The sequence below is a fragment of the Amycolatopsis sp. NPDC021455 genome, assembly GCF_040640995.1.
In the GTDB taxonomy this organism is placed as follows: domain Bacteria; phylum Actinomycetota; class Actinomycetes; order Mycobacteriales; family Pseudonocardiaceae; genus Amycolatopsis.
In genome coordinates this window covers 1-17,365 of record NZ_JBFACT010000091.1, presented here as the reverse complement: position 1 = coordinate 17,365, position 17,365 = coordinate 1, and the positions used below count along the sequence as shown (strand labels likewise).

At 73.0% G+C, this 17,365-nt stretch carries 20 protein-coding genes; 9 read left to right on the top strand and 11 right to left on the bottom strand.

The annotated features are described in order from the left end of the window. Positions 1-42: 42 nt before the first annotated feature. The 8 genes from AB0G28_RS44990 to AB0G28_RS44955 form a co-directional block, all read right to left on the bottom strand. Entirely contained in the window at positions 43-1,182 is a 1,140-nt protein-coding gene (locus AB0G28_RS44990; RefSeq protein ID WP_361104242.1) for a CoA transferase, read from the bottom strand. A gap of 118 nt (positions 1,183-1,300) precedes the next feature. Beyond that, positions 1,301-2,206: a LysR family transcriptional regulator gene (locus tag AB0G28_RS44985; RefSeq protein WP_361104239.1), complete on the bottom strand. Its 906-nt coding sequence runs from the start codon at positions 2,204-2,206 to the stop codon at positions 1,301-1,303. 231 nt (positions 2,207-2,437) lie between these two features. Further along, complete coding sequence (locus AB0G28_RS44980; protein ID WP_361104236.1) at positions 2,438-3,820, bottom strand: HAMP domain-containing sensor histidine kinase; 1,383 nt, start codon at positions 3,818-3,820, stop codon at positions 2,438-2,440. Further along, positions 3,817-4,503: a response regulator transcription factor gene (locus AB0G28_RS44975; protein ID WP_361104233.1), complete on the bottom strand. Its 687-nt coding sequence runs from the start codon at positions 4,501-4,503 to the stop codon at positions 3,817-3,819. The genes AB0G28_RS44980 and AB0G28_RS44975 overlap by 4 nt, the downstream gene beginning before the upstream one ends. A 45-nt stretch (positions 4,504-4,548) precedes the next feature. After that, positions 4,549-4,746 carry a hypothetical protein gene (locus AB0G28_RS44970; protein WP_361104231.1) on the bottom strand — a complete coding sequence of 66 codons (198 nt, stop codon included), beginning with the start codon at positions 4,744-4,746 and terminating at the stop codon, positions 4,549-4,551. After that, a complete protein-coding gene (locus AB0G28_RS44965; protein ID WP_361104228.1) occupies positions 4,743-5,138 on the bottom strand; it encodes a hypothetical protein in 396 nt (131 codons plus the stop codon). Before AB0G28_RS44965 ends, AB0G28_RS44970 begins: the two co-directional genes overlap by 4 nt. A gap of 68 nt (positions 5,139-5,206) precedes the next feature. Beyond that, positions 5,207-6,958 carry a CocE/NonD family hydrolase gene (locus AB0G28_RS44960; RefSeq protein ID WP_361104225.1) on the bottom strand — a complete coding sequence of 584 codons (1,752 nt, stop codon included), beginning with the start codon at positions 6,956-6,958 and terminating at the stop codon, positions 5,207-5,209. A 12-nt stretch (positions 6,959-6,970) separates the two neighbouring features. Continuing rightward, positions 6,971-7,513 carry a TetR/AcrR family transcriptional regulator gene (locus AB0G28_RS44955; protein ID WP_361104222.1) on the bottom strand — a complete coding sequence of 181 codons (543 nt, stop codon included), beginning with the start codon at positions 7,511-7,513 and terminating at the stop codon, positions 6,971-6,973. A gap of 23 nt (positions 7,514-7,536) precedes the next feature. Between AB0G28_RS44955 and AB0G28_RS44950 the strand changes: the two genes are divergently transcribed. The 3 genes from AB0G28_RS44950 to AB0G28_RS44940 all read left to right on the top strand — a co-directional run bounded on the left by AB0G28_RS44950 (position 7,537) and on the right by AB0G28_RS44940 (position 9,148). After that, complete coding sequence (locus AB0G28_RS44950) at positions 7,537-7,959, top strand: SRPBCC family protein (protein ID WP_361104219.1); 423 nt, start codon at positions 7,537-7,539, stop codon at positions 7,957-7,959. A gap of 37 nt (positions 7,960-7,996) precedes the next feature. Next, a complete protein-coding gene (locus AB0G28_RS44945) occupies positions 7,997-8,368 on the top strand; it encodes a helix-turn-helix domain-containing protein (RefSeq protein WP_361104216.1) in 372 nt (123 codons plus the stop codon). A gap of 72 nt (positions 8,369-8,440) precedes the next feature. Further along, positions 8,441-9,148, top strand: coding sequence for a M50 family metallopeptidase (locus AB0G28_RS44940; protein ID WP_361104213.1), 708 nt, complete (start codon positions 8,441-8,443; stop codon positions 9,146-9,148). Here AB0G28_RS44940 and AB0G28_RS44935 read toward each other — a convergent pair. Together AB0G28_RS44935 and AB0G28_RS44930 are read right to left on the bottom strand one after the other, a co-directional pair. Continuing rightward, positions 9,142-9,795 carry a response regulator transcription factor gene (locus AB0G28_RS44935; protein WP_361104211.1) on the bottom strand — a complete coding sequence of 218 codons (654 nt, stop codon included), beginning with the start codon at positions 9,793-9,795 and terminating at the stop codon, positions 9,142-9,144. The two genes, AB0G28_RS44940 and AB0G28_RS44935, sit on opposite strands and share 7 nt — an antisense overlap. Then, positions 9,770-10,984, bottom strand: a complete 1,215-nt coding sequence (locus tag AB0G28_RS44930; protein WP_361104278.1) for a histidine kinase — start codon at positions 10,982-10,984, stop codon at positions 9,770-9,772. Before AB0G28_RS44930 ends, AB0G28_RS44935 begins: the two co-directional genes overlap by 26 nt. A 183-nt stretch (positions 10,985-11,167) precedes the next feature. Between AB0G28_RS44930 and AB0G28_RS44925 the strand changes: the two genes are divergently transcribed. Next, positions 11,168-11,818: a GPP34 family phosphoprotein gene (locus AB0G28_RS44925; RefSeq protein ID WP_361104208.1), complete on the top strand. Its 651-nt coding sequence runs from the start codon at positions 11,168-11,170 to the stop codon at positions 11,816-11,818. Positions 11,819-11,967: 149 nt separating this feature from the next. On the opposite strand, the gene AB0G28_RS44920 is transcribed toward AB0G28_RS44925, so the two are convergent. Further along, a complete protein-coding gene (locus AB0G28_RS44920) occupies positions 11,968-12,564 on the bottom strand; it encodes a TetR/AcrR family transcriptional regulator (RefSeq protein ID WP_361104205.1) in 597 nt (198 codons plus the stop codon). A 93-nt stretch (positions 12,565-12,657) separates the two neighbouring features. On the opposite strand from AB0G28_RS44920, the gene AB0G28_RS44915 reads away from it, so the two are divergent. The 5 genes from AB0G28_RS44915 to AB0G28_RS44895 all read left to right on the top strand — a co-directional run bounded on the left by AB0G28_RS44915 (position 12,658) and on the right by AB0G28_RS44895 (position 17,323). Beyond that, positions 12,658-13,155: a PH domain-containing protein gene (locus AB0G28_RS44915; RefSeq protein WP_361104203.1), complete on the top strand. Its 498-nt coding sequence runs from the start codon at positions 12,658-12,660 to the stop codon at positions 13,153-13,155. Beyond that, the gene (locus tag AB0G28_RS44910) at positions 13,152-14,594 is read left to right on the top strand and encodes a PH domain-containing protein (RefSeq protein ID WP_361104200.1); all 1,443 of its coding nucleotides are present in this window, start codon (positions 13,152-13,154) and stop codon (positions 14,592-14,594) included. Before AB0G28_RS44915 ends, AB0G28_RS44910 begins: the two co-directional genes overlap by 4 nt. 10 nt (positions 14,595-14,604) lie before the next feature. Beyond that, the gene (locus tag AB0G28_RS44905) at positions 14,605-15,378 is read left to right on the top strand and encodes an isocitrate lyase/phosphoenolpyruvate mutase family protein (RefSeq protein ID WP_361104197.1); all 774 of its coding nucleotides are present in this window, start codon (positions 14,605-14,607) and stop codon (positions 15,376-15,378) included. A gap of 222 nt (positions 15,379-15,600) precedes the next feature. Next, positions 15,601-16,614 carry an aminotransferase class V-fold PLP-dependent enzyme gene (locus AB0G28_RS44900; protein WP_361104195.1) on the top strand — a complete coding sequence of 338 codons (1,014 nt, stop codon included), beginning with the start codon at positions 15,601-15,603 and terminating at the stop codon, positions 16,612-16,614. 112 nt (positions 16,615-16,726) lie between these two features. Beyond that, on the top strand, positions 16,727-17,323 hold the full coding sequence (locus AB0G28_RS44895) for a hypothetical protein (protein ID WP_361104275.1): 597 nt from the start codon (positions 16,727-16,729) through the stop codon (positions 17,321-17,323). Positions 17,324-17,365 lie beyond the last annotated feature (42 nt).

Here is a 17,365-nt window from a genome sequence, read left to right as displayed (position 1 = left end):
TTCACTTCCCAGATCGAGCTTTCACGTGAAAGCTCGGGTGGTTCAGACCAGTTCGGCGAGGACTTCGGCGGTGTCCTGGCCGGCCAGCGGGGCCAGGCGGCGGATGGAGCCGGGCGTCGCGGAGAACTTCACCGGGATGCCGACCGTGCGGATGGTGCCCTCGCTCGGGTGCTCGACGGTGTCGAGCAGGTGGCCGTCGCGGACGTAGGAGTCCTCGTGGGCCTTGTCCAGCTCCAGCACCGGGGCCATCGGGATGCTGTGCTTCGCGCAGACTTCGGTCCACTCCTCGGTGGTCAGCGCCGGGGCGCACGCGGCGATCTGCTCGGTCAGCCACTCGTTGTCGGCGCGGTCGATGGCGTCGCCGTTCACGCGCGGGTCCTCGGCGAGGTCGGGGCGCTCGGCCGCCGCGAAGAAGTCGCGGAAGTTCTGCGGGTTGTAGGGGATGACGCAGGCGAGGCCGTCCTTGGTGCGGACCGCGGCGTGGCCCTTCGTCATCGACAGCGCGAACCCGGTGGGGCCTTCGGCCGGCTCGTAGGTGTGTCCCGCGAGGTGCTCGACCAGGTTGAACGCGATCAGCGTGTCGGTCATCGGGATCTCGATCCGCTGGCCCTGGCCGGTCTTGTCGCGGTGGACCAGCGCGGCGAGCACGCTGTAGGCGATGGTGAGCGACGAGACCTTGTCGCCGATGATCGTCGGCAGGTAGACCGGCTCGCCCAGCGCCCGGTTGGCCACGTCGACCAGGCCGGAGGAGGCCTGCACGGTCTCGTCGTAGGCGGCGTTCCCGGCGCGGTCGGAGTCGCTGCGGAAGCCCTGCGCGTGGGCGTAGACCAGGCGGGGGTTGCGCGCGGCGACGTCGTCGTAGTTCAGGCCGAGCCGGGCCAGCGCGCCGGGGCGCATGTTGGTGATCAGCACGTCGGCGGTGTCGATCAGCTTCAGGGCCTGCTCGCGCTCGGTCTCGTCCTTGAGGTTGAGGGCCACGCTGCGCTTGTTGCGGTTGACGTTGAGGTTGAGGGCGGTCATGCCCGGCGTGGTGCGGTACTCGCCCACCCGCACGGTGTCGGCGGGGGACTCGATCTTGATCACGTCGGCGCCCAGGTCACCGAGGATCTGCGCCGCGTACGGGCCCATGACCACGGTCGAGAGGTCGATCACGCGCACGCCGTCCAGCGGTCCGGTCGTCATCTTTCCGTCCTTTCGCGCCTTGTTGTTTCGCTCTACTCACGAACGTAGGCGCGGGTGGCGCGAAAGGGAATGATCATGATGCGAACAATGGTATGACTCTGGTGGTCATACCATTGTTTCAGCTGTCGAGTGGCTCCGCGAAGATCTCTTTCGCGGCGTCGACGAGTTCGCGCAGGTCGCCGTCGGTGCGGTCGCGCCGCCAGAGCAGACCGGTGTCCAGCTGGGGCCGGAAGTCGCTGAAGGGCAGCACGATGACGTTGTCGAGCCGGTAGCCGTGCATCGGGCTCTTGGCGTCGAGCATGGAAATGGAAAAGGCTTCGCCGCTGGAGATGATTTCCGACGTCCCGCCGTAACCTGTGTTGCTCAGCCGGATGCGTTTCTTGACGCCCAGTTCGTTCAACTGGTGGTCGAGCTGGTCGAAATAGGCGGGGGTGATTTCCCCTGGTGAGGCCACGTACGGGAATTCGGCCAGCTCGGCGAGGGAGACGGAGTCCCGCCCGGCGAACCGGTCGGCGGGGACGACGGCGCCGAGCCGTTCGGTCATCACGGGCAGCTGTTCCAGCGCGGGATCGGTGACCGGCAGCCGGGCGAGGGTGAGCGCGAGCTTGCCGTCGTGGACGCCCTGCACGAGGTCGGCGGTGGTCCCGGGCCAGCGCTTGAGCTCGTAGGTGTGCTTCACCCGTTCGGCGAGGGCGTTGACGCGTTCCCGCAGATCGGGGTGCACGCCGGCGGGCATGCCGAGGAAGACGGTGCTGCGCTGCGGCCGCGTCGCCTCGGCCAGCTTCCACGGGATGGCGCTGACCTGCTCGAGAACGTCCCGCGCGAGCGGCAGCAACGCGGCCCCGGCGTCGGTGAGCGTGACGTGGTGGGTGCTCCGGTCGAAGAGCTGCTGCCCCAGCTCGTGCTCGAGGTCCTTGATCCGCTGGCTGAGCGGCGACGCGGCCATGTGCAGCTTCCGCGCGGCGGCGGAGAAGTTCAGTTCCTCGGCAACCGCGACAAAGTACCGAAGGTGCAGCATCTCCATACCCCCGACCCTAACGACCCACCCGTGTCGACCCTCCAATCACGTGAGCCGACCCTCCCATCACACGTGATGACCCTCTGATCACGCGAGGTGCGGCTTCCAGCACGCGAGTCCCGGCCGGCGACTCGCGCCCGGACGGTCGGCTCGCGTACCTGAGGGTCGGCTCACGTGATCCGGCGGTCATCTCGCGTGATCAGAGGGTCATCACTCGTGATGGGAGGGTCGACACGGTCAGGGGCGGGGGAGCGGGACTGTGGCCGTCGACGTGGCCAAGGGGAACGTGATCGTGAAGGCGGCGCCGCCTTCGGGGGCCGGGCCGGCGGTCAACGTGCCGCCCATGCGGGTGACCAGGCCGTGGACCAGGGCCAGGCCGATGCCGGAGCCGACCGGACGGCGGTCGCGGTAGCGCGCGTTCAGGACCCCGCGCTCGAATGCCACCGGGTAGTCCTCCGGGGCCAGGCCCGGGCCGCCGTCGCGGACCGAGAGCGAAGCCGAGGCCCCGTCGGAAGAGAGCGCGAACACCATCGGTGCACCCGAAGGTGTGACGCGCAGCGCGTTCTCGGCCAGCCCGTCGACCACCTGACGCAAACGACGCGCGTCCGCCATCACGAAAACCGGAGACGAAGGCACCGACGTGGAGAGGGAAACGTCCTCGCGCAAGCACCGCAGCTGCCAGACCTCCGCGCAGTCGCGGACCAAGGCGGCCAAGTCCAGCGAAGCCAGGTCCAGCCGGAACTCGTCGGCGCCGAGGCGCGCCAGCTCCAGCAGGTCCTCGACCAAACGCGAAAGCCGCCCGGCCTCGCGCTGGATCGTCTGACCCGCGCGCACGGCGTCGTCACCGGAGGCGACGCCGTCCGCGATCGCCTCGGCGAAGCCCGTCACCGCCGTCAGCGGCGTCCGCAGCTCGTGCGACACCGACAGCAGGAACTCCCGCTGCCGCGCCTCGCTGACGGCCAGCGCGTCGGCCAGCGAGTTCAGCGACCCGGCCACCTCAGCCACCTCCCGCGGCCCCTGCACCGGCACCCGCACGTCGCGACGCCCCGCCCGCAGCGAGCCGGCGGCAAGGGCGGCCCGGCGCAGCGGACGGCCCAGCAGCCGTCCCGAGACGAACCCGGCCACGGCCGCCACCAGCAGCCCGATGCCGAGCGCCAGGAGGATGTTGCGCACCAGGGCCCGTTGCGTCGCTTGCGCGTTCCGCGTGGGCAGGACCAGCGCGAACGCCGCCCCGCGCGTGCCCACCACCCGCGTCTCGACCAGGTACTGCGCGCCCGCCACCGTGACGCGCTCCGAATGGTCGGCCGTGAGCCCGGCCTTCATCGCGGCCTGGACGGCGACGGCGTCCCCGAGGGCCTGCCCGCCCGCGCGCCGGACGACCACCGAGATGCCCTGCCCCCGCACGACGTCGGCCACCTTGCCGACGCCCAGCCGGTTCCCGATGCCCGTTTCGTCCAGCTGCGACGCGACGACGTCGGCCTGCGCGGCCAGCGACGACTGCAGCGCGTTGTCCGCCGTGGTCCGGATCAGCCGGGCCCCGACGAGCCCGGCGACGATCACCGCCACGCCCGCGACGGCCAGGCACACCAGCGTGATGCGGCCGGCCAAGGTGCCTCTCATGCCGGATCCGCCGCGTAGCCGATGCCCCGCACCGTCCGGATCGGACTCGACGCCCCGAGTTTCGCCCGCAGCTGAGCCACGTGGACGTCCACCGTGCGCGTCCCCGCCGCCGCGGCGTACCCCCAGACGGCGCTGAGCAGCTGGTCGCGCGAAAGCACCTGCCCCGGGTGCCGGAGCAGGTGCGCCAGCAGGTCGAACTCGGTCGACGTCAGCGCGATCTCGACGTCGCCCGCCCACGCGCGGCGGCTGGTGAGATCCACCCGCGCCCCACCGACAGTCAGCACCGATGCGGCCGGCGCCGCCCCCGACGCGCGGCGCAGCACCGTCCGGACCCGGGCCGCCAGCTCGCGCGGGCTGAACGGCTTGGTGAGGTAGTCGTCCGCGCCGATCTCCAGGCCCAGCAGGCGGTCGAGCTCGTCGTCGCGGGCGGTGACGAACAGCACCGGCGTCCAGTCCCCGGCCGCGCGCAGCGCCTTGCAGATCTCGATACCGTCCATTCCGGACAGTCCGATGTCGAGCACGATCGCCACCGGCTTGAGCCGCCGGACCGCTTCGAGGGCCCGGCCGCCGTCGGCCTCGACGTGCACGCCGAAGCCGTCGCGCTTGAGGTAGAGCGCCGCCAGCTCGGCGATCGCGGCCTCGTCCTCGACCACGAGGACGAGGCCGCGTCCCGGTGACCCCATGCCTGCTCCCGTCTCCGCCGTGTTCAGAGGGGAGACGCTAGCCGGTCAGGGCGAGCCATCGCTGTTCATGTCGGATTCGATGCCGTTGAGTGTCGACTCGATCCCGCTCAGCTCGGCCGACGGCGACACCGAGGACGGCGCGCTGTCCGAAGGCGAACCCATCAGGTTGTCGCGGCACGCCGAACAGCCGAGCGCGACGAGCGCGGCGGCCCCGACCGCCGCCGCGACCCTCGCGCCCCTCACTTGGCCGGCTTGCAGTGCGCGGACGCGAAGGCGTCCAGCTTCTGCTTGGCCGCGTCCAGCTCGCCGATGCGGCCCTGCCGCTTGGTGGCGCGCTGGTCGAGCTGGTCGGCGCGGGCGGTGTGCCCGGCGGCCCGCTGGTCGGCCGCCCGCGCCTTCAGGTTGGCGACCGAGCCCTTGACCTCGGGACCGCCGTTGATCCGCTTCTCCAGGTTGGCGGCCCGCTTCTGCAGCTTCGGCACCCAGTCCGAGCAGACCTGCTGCGACTCCTCGGGGCTGAGCGTGATCGGCGCCACCGGCGCCGTCTGGGCCGACGCCAGCGGCGCCGCCACCAGCAGGCCGACCGCGCTCCCGCAGCCCGCCAGCGCCAGCCGCGTCCAGGTGGTTCCTCGCATCTTCTCTCCTCGTATCCGTTCGGGGTACGGGGAGAACTCTGGCCGGGCGGTGTTCGAAGCGCGTCCGCCTAGTGTTCGGGCTTTGTAAGGCCGACGCTGACCGACGTCCGCGCGAGGTCGAACGTCAGCGTGTCGCCCAGCGGCGGCAGCGCGGGGTCGAACAGCAGCCCGTCGGTACCGCCGAGGAGCAGCCCGAGCCGGTGCCCGGCCGGGACGACGTGGTCGAGCGCGGTGAGCGAAAACGTCATCGTGTACGCCCGCCCGGGGACGAGCGGCTCGCCGTGCCACAGCGACGCGTGGTGCCCGAGGTCGGCCCAGCCGGCGGCGATGATCCGGTGGTCGACGGAAACCACGTCGGCGGCGGTGTCGAGGAAACACGCGCTGTCGGCGCCGGTGCTCGAACCCCAGCACGACCGGGTGGTCAGGTTCTTGATCCCGCTGCCGTACTCCGCGGTGTCGCGCTCCTCGGCCGGCCCGTAGTCGACGAGCGCGACGCCGAGCCGGGCGGCGGGCTTGTCCGACGACGCCGTGATGGTCACCGACGGCGACCCGGCCAGCCGCACCGGCGCCGGCAGGGGAGCGCCGGTGAACCGCGCGGCCGACGTCCCGGCCGCCCACTGCTCGCGGGTGACGGCGGGATCGTCGACGACGTTCACCGAGCCCGACCCGTGCAGGCCCAGCGTGCCGTCGCTCGACGGCCGGAGAGTCGCCGGGACCGTCGCGGGCGGCCAGCTCCGGAGGTCGGTCCAGTGGTCCGGCGTGGTTTCGAGGTGCACGGCGGGCTCGCGCTCGACGCCGTTGCGCAGCCCGAGCAGCCAGCGGTCGAACCAGCGGTGCAGCGTCTCGACCCACCGCGCCCGCTGCAGGTCGAAGGGGTCGGTGTGCCCGGCCTGGCTCAGCCACGCCTGGCGCGGGACGCCGGCCCGGCCGAGCGCGTCCCAGTAGCGGGCGAACTGGTTCGGCGCCACGACCCAGTCCCCGAAGCCCTGCGCCGCCAGGACGCTCGCCTGCCCGGCGCGCGGGACGTAGTTCACGCTCCGCCAGTAGGTGTTGTAGTCGCCGTTCGTGCCGGCGCGCGCCTTGAGATCCGCCTCGAACGGCTTGCACAGCTCGGCCGCGCGCTCGTTGTACGTGAAGGACGATCCCGTGTTCTCCGGCGTCGCGAAGGGAGCGCCGTTGCCGATGGCCTGCGCGTAGTTGTCGGCGACGCCTTCGATCGGCACGATCGTCTTCAGCCCGGCGATGCCCGAGGCGGCCATGCCGATCGCGGTGGCGCCGTCCTGGGACTTGCCGATCGCGCCGACGTCGCCGGTGGCCCAGTCCGCCGTCACCGCGTGGCCGCCTTCGGGCGCGTCGAACGCCTTCGCCCGGCCGCCCAGCCAGTTCACGACCGCGTTGCCGGAGCCGACGTCGTCGAAGCAGCCCGACGACCGGTTCGTCCCGCCGACGTCGGCGAGCACCACGGCGTAGCCGCGCGGCACGAAGTAGTTGTCGTAGAACAGCGGGAACTGCTCCGGCGTGCCGTCGGGGGCGTAAGTCTTCTTCTGCGCTTCGTTGCCGCGGCCGCAGCACGCGTAGTACGGGCTGACGTCGAGGATCGCCGGGACGCGCACCCGCGCGTCCGGCCGGATGATGTCCGCGGCGACGCGGTCGATCCGGCCGTCGCGGTCGTTGTCGGTGCCGGTCTCCACCCACGCCGTTTGCCGGATCGCCTGGTCGTAGGCGTAGCTCGGGCGGCTCTCCGGTGGGGCCGCGGCAGCCGCGGGCGTGAGCGGCGATGTCGTGAGTGCAGCGGCCAAGAACCCCAGTACCAGTCGCATCGGGACAGGGGATCACGGTTTTTCGTAGAAGGCCAGGAACCTCTCCATGGCGGCGTCGACGGCGTCGCGATCGCCGGTCGTGACGAGGTCGAGCAGCAGCCCGCGGGCCACGGCGAGCCCCAGCCGGGCGTGGGCCGGCCGGTCGGCTTCGGGGATGCCGAGGCCCGCCAGCAGCGCTTCGACCGGACCGAGCCAGTCGCCGATCACGCCGTCGAGGAACTCCGTGGTGCCCGGGGTGCCGCCGAGTGCCTGGCCGTAGAGCTGGAAGAAGAGCTTCTCGTTGGCGCGCAGGCTTTCGTCGGTGAGCCGCCGCCAGAACTCGCGGCCCGCGTCCGCCGGGTCGAGGCCCGCCAATGCCGCGCGCTGCCGTGCCTCGACCTCGCGCGCGACCGCCGTGAGCAGGCCTTCCTTCGAGCCGAAGTGGTAGATCAGCATGCGGTGGCTGGTGCCGAGGTCCGCGGCCAGCGCGCGCAGGCTCTTGCCCGCGCCGCCGTGGTGGGCGATGCGGTCGATCGCCGCTTCCAGGAGTTTGGCGCGCGGGCTTGTCTCGATCATGTACCAGATGGTACACGTACCAGATGGTACAACGGGTTTCGGTTCACGCGCGGACGTCCGCTTCGGCTGACGCCGTGTATGCGCTGCTTCGGGATGGGGCGAGCTGGCCCACGTGGTCGCCGCTGGGGTCGTTCGAGCTGGTCGGCGAAGGGAAGGACGAGCCGGAAGGCCTGGGGGCGGTCCGGCTGTTCAAGACCGGCGGCTTCCGTTCGTACGAGAAGATCGTCGCGCTCGAGCCCGGCCGCCGGTTCGGTTACGCGCTGGAGCGCGGCCTGCCGCTGCGGGACTACGTCGCCTACGTCGACCTTTCGCCGTCCGGCGGCGGCACCGAAATCCACTGGCACTCGACGTTCCGGGCGAAGATCCCGGGCACCGGCTGGTTCTACCGCTGGTTCCTCGGCCGCTTCATCGGGCGGGTGGTGGCCGGGCTCGCCACGGCGTCCTGAAGCGGTTACTCTCTCCGGGAAAGCGAGGAGGGACGCCGTGGGACCCGACCCGTACGACCGCAACTGCCCGACCCGCCAGCTGCTCGACCGCATCGGCGACCAGTGGACGGTGCTGATCGTCGGCGCCCTGACCGACGGCCCGCTGCGGTTCACCGAGATCGGCCGCCGGGTCGACGGCATCTCCCAGAAGGTCCTGACGCAGACGCTGCGCAGCCTGGTCCGCGACGGCATCCTGACCCGCACGGCATACCCGACGATCCCGCCGAAGGTGGAGTACGAGCTGACGGCGCTGGGCCGCAGCCTGTCGGAGCCGCTGGACATGCTGGACCGCTGGGCCCGGCGGCACATGGGCTCGGTCCAGGAGGCCCGCGACGCCTACGACGCGGAGCACACGCCCGCGTCCGCGTAGCGCGCTGGACAGCTCCTGGACAATCCGTCGCGCTACGGATTCAGCGGAGCCGCCCGCGGCGAGACTGTCGCGGTGCTCAACGAGACCGCGCCCGCGCCGGGCTGGGGAGTCGTTGCCCTCACCGCGTTGTTCGCCTTCGCGGTGTCGCTGACGTCGTTCACGACGCCGCCCTCCGGCCGGAAGAGCCTGCTGCGCAACGCCAATGTCCTGGGCACCCTGTTCCACGAAGGCGGTCACGCGCTGGTGGTTTTGCTGCTGGGTGGGAGTGTCCTCCGCGTCAAGATCGACGACGCCGAAGGTGGTGGCACCTCGTCGCGCGGCACTGTGGGCTTCGCCGGTGTCCTGGTCACCGCCGCCGGCTACGCGATGCCGCCGCTGGCCGGTCTGGGCGCGGCTGCCCTGCTGCACCGCGGGCACGTCCAGGCCGTGCTCGTGCTGACCCTCGTCGCGATGGTGTTCCTCCTGCTGTTCGCCCGGGACCTGCGCACCCTGATCATGATCGTCGCGGTGGGGGCGATCGTGTACGCAGCACTGCGCTACGCCCCGGGCTGGCTGCGCACCGGCGTCGCTTACGCCGAAGCCTGGCTGCTGCTGACCAGTGAGCTCAGCGGCGTGCAGGTCCTCGTCTCGAACCGCCGCCGGGACGGGTTCAGCGGCCACACGGACGACGCCGCCCTGCTGGCCAAGCAGACCAAATTGCCGTCGCCGCTGTGGATCGGCGGGTGGTTCCTGCTCAACGGCTGGGCGTTGTGGCACGCCGCTCCGCTACTTTTTCACTGACGGGCGGCCAAACCCGCTTCGTGGGCCAGCAACCCCGCCTGCGTCCGGTTCGCGCACTCCAGCTTCACGAGCATCCGCGACACATAGCTCTTCACCGTCGCTTCGGCGAGGTGCAGCCGCGCGGCTATGTCCGCATTGGACAGTCCCTCGCCCAGGCACGCCAGCACGTCCCGCTCCCGCTCGGTGAGAGCCGAGATCCGCCGCCGGGCCTCGTCGCCGCGCTCGCGGCCGTCCGCCGACAGCGCCACCAGGCGGCGGGCCGCCGACGGCGACAGCACCGTGTGGCCGTCCGCCGCCACGCGGACCAGGCCGATCAGGTCCTCCGGGGGCGTCGACTTCACCAGAAACCCCGCCGCGCCCGCGCGCAACGCCCGGATCACGTACGTGTCCGCGTCGAACGTCGTCAGGGCCACCACCGCCGGCGGGTCCGGCATCGCCGTGATCCGCGCGATCGCCGTGAGCCCGTCGACGCCCGGCATCCGCAGGTCCATCAGCACCACGCGCGGCCGGTGGCGGACGACCGCCTCGACGGCTTCGGCGCCGTCGGCCGCCTGGGCGACGACCTCGATGTCGGCCGCCGAGCCCAGGATCGTGCGCAGGTGCGCGCAGACCATCGGCTCGTCATCGACCACGAGCACCGGGATCACAGCGCGTGCCTTCCGCCGTCGGGACGTAGGGGGGCAGTATCGCACCGACCCGGAACCCGCCGCCGGGCGCCGGACCCGCGGTGAACCGCCCGCCGACCAGCTCGACGCGCTGGCGCAGCCCCGCCAGGCCGGCCCCGGAACCGCTGCCCGCCAGCGCCGGGTCGGGCGGGCGCGCCGCCGCCGTGTTGTCCACCGAGACGTCCAGACCACCGCGGTGGTAGCGCAGCGAGACCGTCACCGACGCGCCCGGCGCGTGCTTGCGCACGTTCGTCAGCGCCTCCTGGACCAGCCGGTACGCGGTGCGCGCGACGGTCGGCGACACCTGCGCCGGGTCGCCGTCCACCGCCAGCTCCGTCGGGACGCCGACCGACCGCGAGTCCTCGACCAGCCGCGCCGGGTCGCCGGGTTCGGCCGGGCTCAGCGTCCGCGGGCCGGGTTCGGCGCCGTTGCGCAGGACGCCGACCAGGTCGCGCAGCTCGTCGAGCGCCAGCGCGCCTTCGCGGCGGATGTCCTCGGCCGCCGTCCGCACCGCCTCCTCGGCCGACGTCACGCCGAGCGCGCCGGCGTGCAGAACCATCAGGCTGAGCCGGTGGGTGACGACGTCGTGCATCTCGCCCGCGAGCCGCCGCCGTTCCTCCGCGCGGGCCTGCTCGGCGAGCAGGTGCTGCTCCCGCTCGGCGCGTTCCGCCCGGTCCCGCAGCGACCGCAGCAGCTGTTTGCGCGCTTCGCCGTACAGCCCGAGCAGCACCGGCAGCGTGGTGCTGAGCACCGCGAACGGCGTGGTGCTCCAGCTCGGGATCCAGGGCCGCGCGGCGATCAGCGTGAGGATCCCGCCCACCCACAGCACGGTCCGCCGGTCCAGCACCCGGGCCAGCTGGGACAGCACGACCGGGGTGATGGCCGGCACCGTCGTGAGGGCGAGCGGGTGGACCGGCACGAGGAGCCCGGGCGCGAACAGATCGGACGCCAGCATGGCGCCCGCCACCGCGACGACGGACCACGCGACCGGCCGCGGGAACCGGAACAGCAGGACCAGCGAGAAGTCGCAGAGCACCTGCAGCACCAGCCCGGCCGCCGGGCCGAGCGGGCCGGTCGTGACGTCGCCCAGCGCGTAGAGCAGGACGTTCAGCCCCGCGAACACGAACGCCGCCAGGAACAACCAGAAGCCGTCGGCGCGGCTCGGCCACATCGGCCGCCGGGTGGTCACGCGGTCACGGTAATGGCTCGCGCGCGGCGTCGCTCCGGATGCGCAACCAAAGTTGCGCCCCGCGGGGAGACGCGCAACTTTCGTCGCCGCGACCACCCTCCTCCACCGGTTTCGCCCGCGCCGCCGAACCGGTGGACTGTCCTGACGTGACAGTGGAGGAGCGAGATGAACGAGCTGTCCCTGCCCGCCCGCGCATACCTGCTGGCGTGCGACACCCGGCGCGACCGGCTGCCGGGCCGGGAGCGCGTGGCCCTGCTGGTCCGCGCGGCGGCGCTGACGGACCTGGTGCTGCGCGGCCTGGTGACCGACGACGACGGCCGCCCGGCCGTCACGGGCGCCGGCGGCACCGGCCACCTGGTCCTCGACGACCTGCTCGCCGAGTTGACCGCCGACCCGCACCGGAAGTGGCGCGGCTGGGTGCGCCGCGGCGCCCGCGCGACGCTGCACTCCCTGGAGGCGCAGCTCGACGCGGCGGGCACGATCGAGCTCCGGACGTCCCGCGTGCTGGGGCTCTTCCCGCGCCGCCGTCCGGTGGTCCGGGAGGCGGCGACGGCGGCCGCGCTCCGCGACCAGGTGCTCTCGGCGCTGCGGACCGGTTCGCCGGTGCCGCCGGACATCGCGGCCCTGACGTCCCTCGCCGCGGCGGCCGAGCTGGGCACGGTGTTCTCGCGTGCCGAACGCCGCCGGTACAAGGTTCGTCTCGCCGAGCTGGACGACGCGGCGGGCGCCGCCGTCCCGGCCCTGCGCAAGGTGTTGAGCGAAATCCGATCGGCCCGCGCGGCAACGATCGCGGCGAGTTCCGGCGGAGGAGGCTGATGTCGTGTCGACCCGCCAATCACGTGTGTCGACCTCCTGATCACGCGTGTCGACCCTTCGCGCCCGCCCGGCGGGCCGACGCGCGTGATCGGCGAGCCGACACGCGTGATCCGGGGGACGACACGCGTGATCCGGGGGACGACACGGGGTCAGCCGCTGAACAACCGGTCCAGGTAGTAGTCCACTGTGGAAACCGCTTCGGCCGGGGTCCGGTGGCCCATCAGGATTTCCGAGCCCTGGGAGTCCGCGATGGCCCACAGCAGCGACGCCTCGGTCTCCGGGTCGGCCCAGGCGGGGACGTCACCCGCCTCCTGGGCCTGGCGCACCTGGTCGGCGAAGAACGCCAGGAGCTCCGGCATGCCTTCGCCGAAGGCCTTCGCCATCGCCGGGTCGGCCACCGCGCGGATGAAGTACGCGACGCCGATGAGGAAGTCGGCTTCACTGTCGGGATCGCGCGGCAGGATCTCGACCAGGCACGCGCGCAGGATCGACCGCGGTGTCGGCGGTCCCTCGGCCAGGACCTTCGCCGTGATCCGCTCGCTGCGGAGCTTGTGGCGGTGTTCGAGGGCGTACCGCAGCATTTCGTCCTTCGTCTTGAAGTAGTGCTGCACCGATCCCATGGACATCCCCGCTTCGGCGGCGACCTGGCGCAGGCTGACGCCTTCCAGCCCGGCCCGCGTCGTCAGCCGCTGCAACGCCTCGGCGATCTGCACGCGGCGCTGGTCGTGGTCCACCTGTTTCGGCACGTTCGCTCCCGTTGTCATGCGATCGCATTGCGAAAACGCGGGCTCCGCCGTTACGATGCGACCGCATTGTAAAACAACCTCGGGGGGTATCCGGTGCAGACCGGGACAGTGCGGCTGAGGCCGCCGCGAAACGCACTCGACCGCCGCGCGATCACGTGGTGGCGGGCCCAAGGCGCCCTCGTCTTCGGGCCCGTCGCGCTGGTGCTCGCCGTCCTCGGCCTGCTGATCCCGCCGGCCGCGGGCTGGCTGCTCGGCCCGGCCGCGGTGGTCGCGCTGCTCGGCGTGGCCTGGTGCGCGGTCCTGCCGCGGTGGTGGTTCGGCCTGCACCGCTGGGAGGTCACCGACACCGCGGTCTACGCGCGCTCGGGCTTCCTGTGGCAGGAGTGGCGGGTGGTGCCGCTTTCGCGCGTCCAGACCGTCGACACGCTGCGCGGGCCGCTGCAGCAACGCTTCGGGCTCGCCACCGTCACGGTCACGACGGCGTCGGCGCGTGGCGCGGTGAAGCTCCGCGGCCTCGACGCCGACATCGCGGCCGACGTCGCGGAGCAGCTGACCGAGCGTACGGACGCCACGCCCGGAGATGCGACGTGACCGGCTGGCGCCGGCTCGACCGGCGCACCCTCGGCGTCACCGCGGTCCTGGCGGCCGGAATCGCCGTGTCGGCGGGCACGCCGGTCGCCATCGGGACCCGGTCGCCGTGGCTCGTCCCGGCGGCGGTGGTCTTCGTCGGCGCCGGCGTGCTGGCCGACTACGTCCGCTGGCGCCACACCCGCTTCCGGTGCACGGCCGAGCGGCTCGAGATCGAGTTCGCCTTCGTCGCGCACACGCGCAAATCCCTGCCCCGCGAACGGATCCGCAGCGCCGACCTGACGGCCAACCCGCTGCACCGCGCGTTCGGCGTCGCGGTGCTGACCATCGGCACGGGGCAGCACGAAAGGCTCACGCTCGCCCCGCTGGCCAGAGTGGACGCCGAAGCCCTGCGCGCCGAACTGCTGCACCGGAGCCCCGCGGCCCAGGACGGTCCACTTGCGACATTCGATCCGCGCTGGATCCGTTACGCACCACTGTCGTTCGTCGCGCCGACGCTCGGCTTCGCGGCGTTTGGCGGGCTGTTCAAGGTCGCCGACTGGTTCGGCGCCGGGGGCGGCCTGCTGAAGTGGCTGCTGAACCTCTTCGGCGAGCTGCCGCTCGCCGTGAGCATCGTGCTCCTGCTGGCGCTCGCGCTCGTCGCCGGCGTGGCCGGCTCGGTCGGCCTGTTCGCCGAGATGTGGTGGCACCACCGGCTCGACCGCGAGCCCGGCGGCACCCTGCGCGTCCGCCGGGGCCTGCTGACGACCCGGTCGGTCACCCTCGAGGAACGGCGGCTGCGCGGGGTCGATCTCGTCGAGCCGCTCGGCGCCCGGCTCGCCGGCGCCGCGCGCGTGGACGCCATCGCCACCGGCGTGAAGCAGGACGACGACGAGACCGAGGCCAAGACGCTGCTGCCGGTCGCCCCGCGCGCGGTGGCGGCCGACGTGGCGGCCCGGGTCGTGGGGGAGTCCCTGGACGACGTCCGGCTGGTGCCGCACCCGCCGGCCGCGCGGGGACGGCGGCTGCGCTGGGCCCTGCTGACGGCGCTCGCCCCGGTTCTCGTCCTGCTCGTGCTCGGCGCGCTGCTCACCGGCGTCCTGCTCGTGGTGGGCGCGGTGCTCGCCGCCGTCGCGCTGCCGGTGGCGGTCCTGCTGGCCCGGGACGCCTACCGCGGGCTCGGGCACGGCACGCGCGGACGCTACCTGGTGGTGCGGGCGGGCTCGGTCCGGCGGAGCACGGCCGTGCTGGCGCGCGACGGGGTCCTCGGCTGGACGGTGAAGCAGTCGGTCTTCCAGCGCCGCCGCGGGCTCGCGACCTTCACCGCGACGACCGCGGCGGGCGCCGGCGCCTACTCGATCCGCGACGCCGACGCCGCCGAGGGACTCGCGTTCGCGGCGGCGGCCGTGCCCGGGATCCTCGAGCCGTTCGCTTCGGCGCCCGCCGAAGCGTCGCGGGCCTAGGTTCGGGGGCATGGACGAATTCCGTGCCCTTCACGTCCCCGGGACTCCGTTGCTGCTGCCGAACGCGTGGGAGTTCGGGGTTGGCGCCTTCCTCGCCGCGCAGGGCTTCCGGGCCCTCGGCACGACCAGCCTCGGTGTGTCCGCGGCGACCGGGGAACCGGACGGCGCGCCGTCGACGCGGGACGCGACCGTCGCACTGGCCGCCCGCCTGGCCCGGCTGGACGTGCTCGTCAGCGTCGACATCGCCGACGGCTTCAGCGCGGACCCGGCCGCGGTCGCCGGCCTCGCGGCGGAGCTGGCCGGCGCGGGCGCCGTCGGCGTCAACCTCGAAGACGGCCGGGCCGACGGCTCGCTCGCCCCGGTCGACGTCCAGTGCGCGCTGGTCACGGCGGTGAAGGAGCGCGTGCCGGGGCTGTTCGTCAACGCCCGGACGGACACGCACTGGGCGGGCGGCCGTTCGATCTCCGAAGCCGAGACGCGCGTGCGGGCATACGCGGCGGCGGGCGCGGACGGCGTCTTCGTGCCCGGCCTCGCCGAACCCGCGGACGTCGAGCGGATCGTCGTCGCCGGGGTGCCGCTCAACGTGCTGTTCCTGCCCGGCCGGGTGACGCTGGCCGGGCAGGCGGAGCTGGGGGTCGCGCGGGTCAGCCTGGGGTCGCTGCCCTACCGGATGGCGCTCGCGGCCGCCGCCGAAACCGCGCTCGCCGTGCGCGACGGCCGTGACCTGCCGCTGAGCGCGCCCGGCTATGACGACGTCGCCGCGCTGCTGCCGAAAACCGGGTGAACCGGACCGGCGGGGGCTGTTCGGCCGGAGGCGTGAGTGCCGCGACCTGCCGCTCGCCTGCCGACGTCGCCGCGCTGCTGCCGAAAACCGGGTGAGCGAGGTCGGCGGGGGCTGTTCGGCCGGAGGCGTGAGTGCCGCGACCTGCTGCTCGCCTGCCGACGTCGCGGCGCTGCTGCCGAAAACCGGGTGAACCGGACCGGCCGGATCTGCTTTGGTCGGGGCATGCGTGCCTTCGGAACCGACTTCGCCGTCCCGTCCGGATACCTCAACACGCCCAGCGTGGGCATCCCGCCCGCGCCGGTCGCCGACGCCGTGGCCGAATCGGTCGAACGCTGGCGGACCGGCGCGATCCGGCCCGCGGAGTTCGACCCGTGGGTCGCGCGGGCGCGGGCCGGGTTCGCCCGCCTGCTCGGCGTCGACCCCGCGGACGTCGCGATGGGCGCGTCGGCTTCGCAGCTGGTCGCCAACGTGGCCGCCGCGCTGCCCGCCGGCACCCGGGTGCTCGCCGCCGAAGGGGACTTCACCAGCGTGACCTTCCCCTTCGCCGCGAACCCCGGTGTCACGGTCACCGAGGTGCCCCTCGACCTGCTGCCTTCGCGGGTGGACGGCCACGACGCCGTCGCCGTGAGCGTCGTCCAGTCCGCCGACGGCCGGATCGCCGACCTGCCCGCGCTGCGGGCCGCGGCCGAGGCCGCCGGGGCGGCGGTGCTGCTCGACGCCTCGCAGGCGGCCGGCTGGCTGCCCCTGGACGTCGCCTGGGCGGACTGGGTCGTCGCGGCGGGCTACAAGTGGCTGCTGTCGCCGCGCGGCAGCGCCTGGCTCGCGGTCCGGCCGGACGCGCGGGAGCGCACCCGGGCCGTCGCGGCCAACTGGTACGCCGGCGAGGACCCCTGGGCCACCGTCTACGGCCTCCCGCTGCGGCTCGCCGCCGACGCCCGCGCGTTCGACCTCTCGCCCGTGTGGCTGGCCCAGGTGGGCGCGGCCGTGGCCCTGGAGTACCTCGGCGGCCTCGACCTCGCGCAGGTCGCGGCGCACAACATCGGCCTCGCCGACGCGCTGCTGGAGAAGCTCGGGCTGCCGCCGCGCGGCACGGCGATCGTCTCGCTCGAAGCCGATCCCGGACGGGCCGAGGCGGCGGGGATCGTCTCCAGTGTGCGAGCCGGCCGCCTGCGTGTCGGCTTCCACCTCTACAACACCGCTGACGACGTCGAACGCGTCTTACGCGCGTTCGAGTGAACCGCCGGAGGCGGGTGAACTACCGTATGGCCCCGTGGTTGGTGCGCATTTCACCCCAGGCCCGTCCGACACGGCCCCGCTGGGCGCGGTGCCCCCGCGGCCCCGCCCGCCCGTGCCGGGGCCGCCGGCCCGCGACACCCGGTCCCTGCTGCTCAGGGGCGCCGGGCTGGTCGCGATCGCCGTCGTCTCCGGGCTGCTGTGGTTCCTGATCCGGCACGACTCGACGCCGGAGACGCCGGTCGCGCAGCCGCCGGCCCAGAACACCGGGCAGTTCCAGTTCACCCAGGTCGCCGGGCCGGACAAGTCCGACGACTGCGTCGCGAAGTCCTACGGCAAGACCAAGGACTTCTTCCAGGACAACCCCTGCCAGTCCCTGGTCCGCGCGCTGTACACGACGGAGACGGGCGGCCAGAAGGCCCTCGTCTCCGTGGTGCTGGTGGGCATGCCGGACTCGGCCAAGGCGAAGGCGCTCAAGACGCTGACCGAGCAGGACCAGACCGGCAACGTCACCGACCTGGTGAAGGACAAGACCTTCGCCGGTACCGGCGTCCCGAGCGTGAGCAGCGCCAACGCGGCGTACGCCTCGAAGGTGGACGGCACGAACACGACGATCGTGCTGGCCGACTTCTACGGCAAGCACAAGGACAAGGCCCTGCTCGACAGGATCGCCGCGGACGCCCTCCGCCTCTCGGCCGAGCTCCACCCCTGACCCGGCCCCAAGCGCCCCAATGTGGCGTTCGGTGCGTCGGAC